The 4,065-nt window shown below is 45.4% G+C and carries 4 protein-coding genes; all 4 read right to left on the bottom strand.

The features are described 5' to 3' along the window. A partial coding sequence (locus AC1DUA_RS27025; RefSeq protein WP_477502710.1) for a class I SAM-dependent methyltransferase occupies window positions 1-732 on the bottom strand: 732 nt, incomplete at its 3' end. 215 nt (window positions 733-947) lie between these two features. Further along, on the bottom strand, window positions 948-1,733 hold the full coding sequence (locus tag AC1DUA_RS27020) for a carbohydrate ABC transporter permease (protein ID WP_477502711.1): 786 nt from the start codon (window positions 1,731-1,733) through the stop codon (window positions 948-950). Window positions 1,734-1,831: 98 nt separating this feature from the next. After that, on the bottom strand, window positions 1,832-2,713 hold the full coding sequence (locus tag AC1DUA_RS27015; RefSeq protein WP_477502709.1) for a carbohydrate ABC transporter permease: 882 nt from the start codon (window positions 2,711-2,713) through the stop codon (window positions 1,832-1,834). Between the two features lie 99 nt (window positions 2,714-2,812). Next, window positions 2,813-4,065, bottom strand: a 1,253-nt coding sequence (locus AC1DUA_RS27010) for an ABC transporter substrate-binding protein (protein ID WP_477502708.1), incomplete at its 5' end; no start/stop codon positions are given.

Genomic DNA, 4,065 nt, shown 5'->3' with positions numbered 1-4,065 from the left:
ACTCAACATACGACTAAATTCTTCACGCAGCAAAGCTCTGTATCTAGTTTTATTATGCTTAGTTTTCCATTCTCCGTCAATTTCTTGCATGATAAAGTGATTCGTCAGATACGTATTTGACTCTACTTCCCAATCCCAAACCTGAAAAACAATGCGCTTACCCTGATCGAAAATGCGAGGTTCCGTAGCTCTCGGCTTCGTTTTTACCAATTCATCGTAATCCCGTAATGTAATCAAAAGGGTACCTTCATTTTGAAGTTTTGCATACATATTGCTGGCTGCCTTAAGTAGATCTTCATCCGTAAGTAGGTGAGGGACTGCGTTATCGGCAGAAAGCACAACATCAAACATACCAGAAATATCTTTGTCCAACGATCGAAAATCAGCAACGCCAACGGTTAATTCAACGCCGTAAGATACTGCTTCTATCTTGGCTCTTTCTACGGAAATTGGACTTAAATCTGTAGCTGTAACTTTAAACCCGTGTTTCGCCAAGCCTATTGCCTGTGTGCCAATCCCACAGGAACAGTCCAATAGTGTGGTCTCCTTGGTAGTCGAAGTCGTTAATTTGGAGCGGATGATTCTGCTTAATGTCTCTCCTTGCCAAGAAATGGCTCTCGTCCACTCCTCATAAATAAGATGGTAGCCTTCAGCAAGATCATCATAAAATTTTAAAGTAGATTCTTCCATCATGCTCACCTCATTATTTTTTAACAGGAAGTTATTCGTCATTCTTATCTTTTTCTCATTCTACATGATAGGGAGCATTCCTTCCTTACGTAAGGAATTGTTCATGTTACAATCATCGAGCGAAATTGACAAAATAGCGGCACGCAGTTCCCATTACTCGTGACAATTGTACCTTTCAGAGATATAACGGACCCTAGTTCCCTTCCCAATGAAAAAGCGTCCACTCATAGAGTGAACGCTTCTACACAAACAAGTTGTTAATCTTTCACAGACCCCTGCATCAGACCGGCAATAAATTGGCGGCTGAACAAAGAAAATACAATGATGAGCGGTACGGTAGCCATTAGTGTAGCAGCCATGACCATGGAATAATCAGTGCTGTATACCCCATTCATAGAGGCAATCAACATYTGAATTGTAAACTTTTCCTGCACCGAAATAACGACAAGCGGCCACAAATAATCATTCCACGAACCTAGAAAGGTAATGATACCAAGAGTCGCAAGTGCGGGTCGCAGAACTGGAAGTGCGACTCTCCAGTACAGGTCGAAAGAGTTGCAACCGTCTATACGACCTGCATTCATAAGTTCGTCATGCACAACGGATGCCGTATACTGCCGCATCCAGAAGATACCGAACGCACTGGCCGCTCCTGGTACAATAAGCGCCTTGAGATCATTGATCCAGCCAAGTTTTTGCATAATGATGAACTGTGGAATGAGACCTAGCTGTTGCGGCACCATCATTGTYGCTAATAAGAAGAAGAACAACGGTGCTTTCGCTGGAAACTGGAATTTCGCAAATGCAAATCCCGCTAAAGAGCAGAAAAACAACACCAACAGCGTGTGAGTACCCGCAACAAGTAAACTGTTGCCAAATGAACGGAAAAATCCGACATGATCAARCACTTTTCCAATATTAATGAGTAATTGATCCCCTGGCAGAAGCCGAGGTGGAAAACGGAACATATCAGCCGTTGTCGCTGTCGACATGACGAGCAGCCAGTAGAATGGAAACAGGGACAGTATCGCCCCGGCAATCATGACAACGTGGAGCCAAATGGTACCTGGCGCTCTCGTCTTTTTCACAGCAACAGCCGAGATTACCCGTCCGAAGGATACTTTGGAAGTTGAGGGTACCACTAGACCCCCTCCCCTCTTGAGACGAATTTCCAATTCACAAATGAAAATATGCCAATAATCAGAAATAGCATCCACGCAACAGCTGAAGCATAACCGAACATTTGGTTGCCAAATGCCTGATTATATAGATATAGCACCAACGTGAGTCCGCCTTTCGTCGCTCCGCCGGTATTACCAACCAGAATAAGCGGTTCCGTAAACAGCTGCATGCCGCCAATCGTTGAGAGAATAACCGTAAAGAGAATGATTGGCTTCAGTAGCGGAAGCGTAATGCTGAAGAACTGCTGCTTACGGCTGGCCCCGTCAATTGTAGCAGCCTCGTACAAATCGTGTGGAATACTCTGAAGACCTGCCAAGTAGATGATGGCATTATAGCCGGACCAGCGCCAGATTACCATGAGTGAAATGGCAACTTTCACCCAGAACGGATCATTGATCCATTCAATGCGGGGTAGCCCTATCGCTTGCAGCAGGCCGTTAATGAGACCGAATTGGCTGCCAAAAAATGATCCGAAGATGATGGCAACCGCTACAATTGAAGTAATATTAGGCAGAAAATAAACCGCCCTATAGAAGTCCTTAAACCGCATGAAAGCTGCATTAAGTAGAAAGGCAATCACGAGCGCAGCGAATAACTGAGGCACGGTGGACAGAAACCAGATAACAAAAGTGTTGCCAACTGATGTCCAGAATTCCGGGTCGTCTGTCAGCAGATTGCGGAAATTGCGGAGCCCTACAAACTCCATGGGTCCCAGCCCATCCCAGGAATGAAACGCTAGGTACAGCGAGAACAATATGGGAAACAGGCTGAAAGCGATAAAGAAAATATAAAACGGAGAAATCATTACGTAGGGCGCCAGATGGGCTTTGAACCCTTTCATCGGCTCCACATCCTATCCTCATAAGATATACCTTCAGGGAGCCATATCGCTTCCATCACCGCCATGGGTTAGTGAAACGAGATTGCCCCCTATTGGCCTTTATTTATTCTTCAATTTCGTTTTGGCCTTCTCGACAAGTGACCAGAACTCCTTATCAGGATCTTTCGTTTTATCAACCGCTACGGCTTGCATGCCGTCACCAATGATATCCGCAACCGTTTGATAGTTCGGCCCTTTACGCTGCACTTTTACGTCCTTAGCTACTTCGGAGTACAACACGCCTAGCTTCTGATTGCCCCAAAACTCATAGCCCGTTTCCGTGAAAGCCTTGTCCCCATACACAGATGGCGTTGAAGGGAAGTTACCGGATAATTTAAATACTTCGAGCTGCTGCTGAGGAGAGATTAGCCAACTAATAGCGGTATAGGCTTCCTTCGCATTTTTCGATTCCTTAGGAATCGTCAGGAACGATCCGCCCATGTTGCCTGTACCTTCCGGTATTTTGGCTGCGCGCCATTTGCCTTTCGTATCAGGAGCCCGCGTTTCGACATGTCCCCGGCCCCAAGCTGCTGATATGTACGTGGCAATTTTGCCTGAGTTCAGAGCTGCTGAATACTCTTGAAGCGCATTCTTTTGATCGTAGCTGCCTGCAATACCCATATCACGGGCCTTTTTAAAATAGTCCAAAGCCTTCTTCACTTGCGGATTCTTTTCGATGATGAGCTGATCGTCATTATCGAAATACAACTCATCCCCTTGATCGCGAATGGCGCCGAATAATTCATTTGGATTGGATAAAATATCCGCTCCCGTCTTCTCTTTAAGCGTTTTGCCTGCAGCTAGGAAATCGTCCCATGTCTTGATTTTGGCTCCTACGTCATTAGGTTCAGAAGGCAATCCAGCTTGTTGGAATAAGTCTTGACGATAGTACAGTACCATCGGACCGATATCCGTCGGAAGACCAAGCTGCTTCTCACCGACAGTGGATTGCTTCCATTTCCAATCCAGATAGTCTTTTGCCAAATCCTTGGCACCAAACGAATTAAGATCATTAAATTTATCTGGATACTTCAAAAATTGATCCAATTGCGAAATATCGATCATCGCAATATCCGGAGCCCCTGAGCCGGCTGACATAGCTGTTAGGAGCTTTTTATGCGCGTCTTCCCATTTGTATATTTGTGGCACGATCTCGATGTTGGGATGGGTACGGTTAAACTCTGGTATGATTTTTTCGAATGAAGCACCCTGCCAAAACCACATTTGCAATTGAACTTTCTTGCCCTCGCTTGCTTTCGCATCCGCTTTCACTGCTTCCGGAGCTCCTCCATTACTGCTGCAAGCACTGAGAA

The organism is Paenibacillus sp. 01T422, from assembly GCF_056398785.1.
Note: the sequence above shows the minus strand (reverse complement) of the source record. Positions and strands in the feature narration are given on the sequence as shown.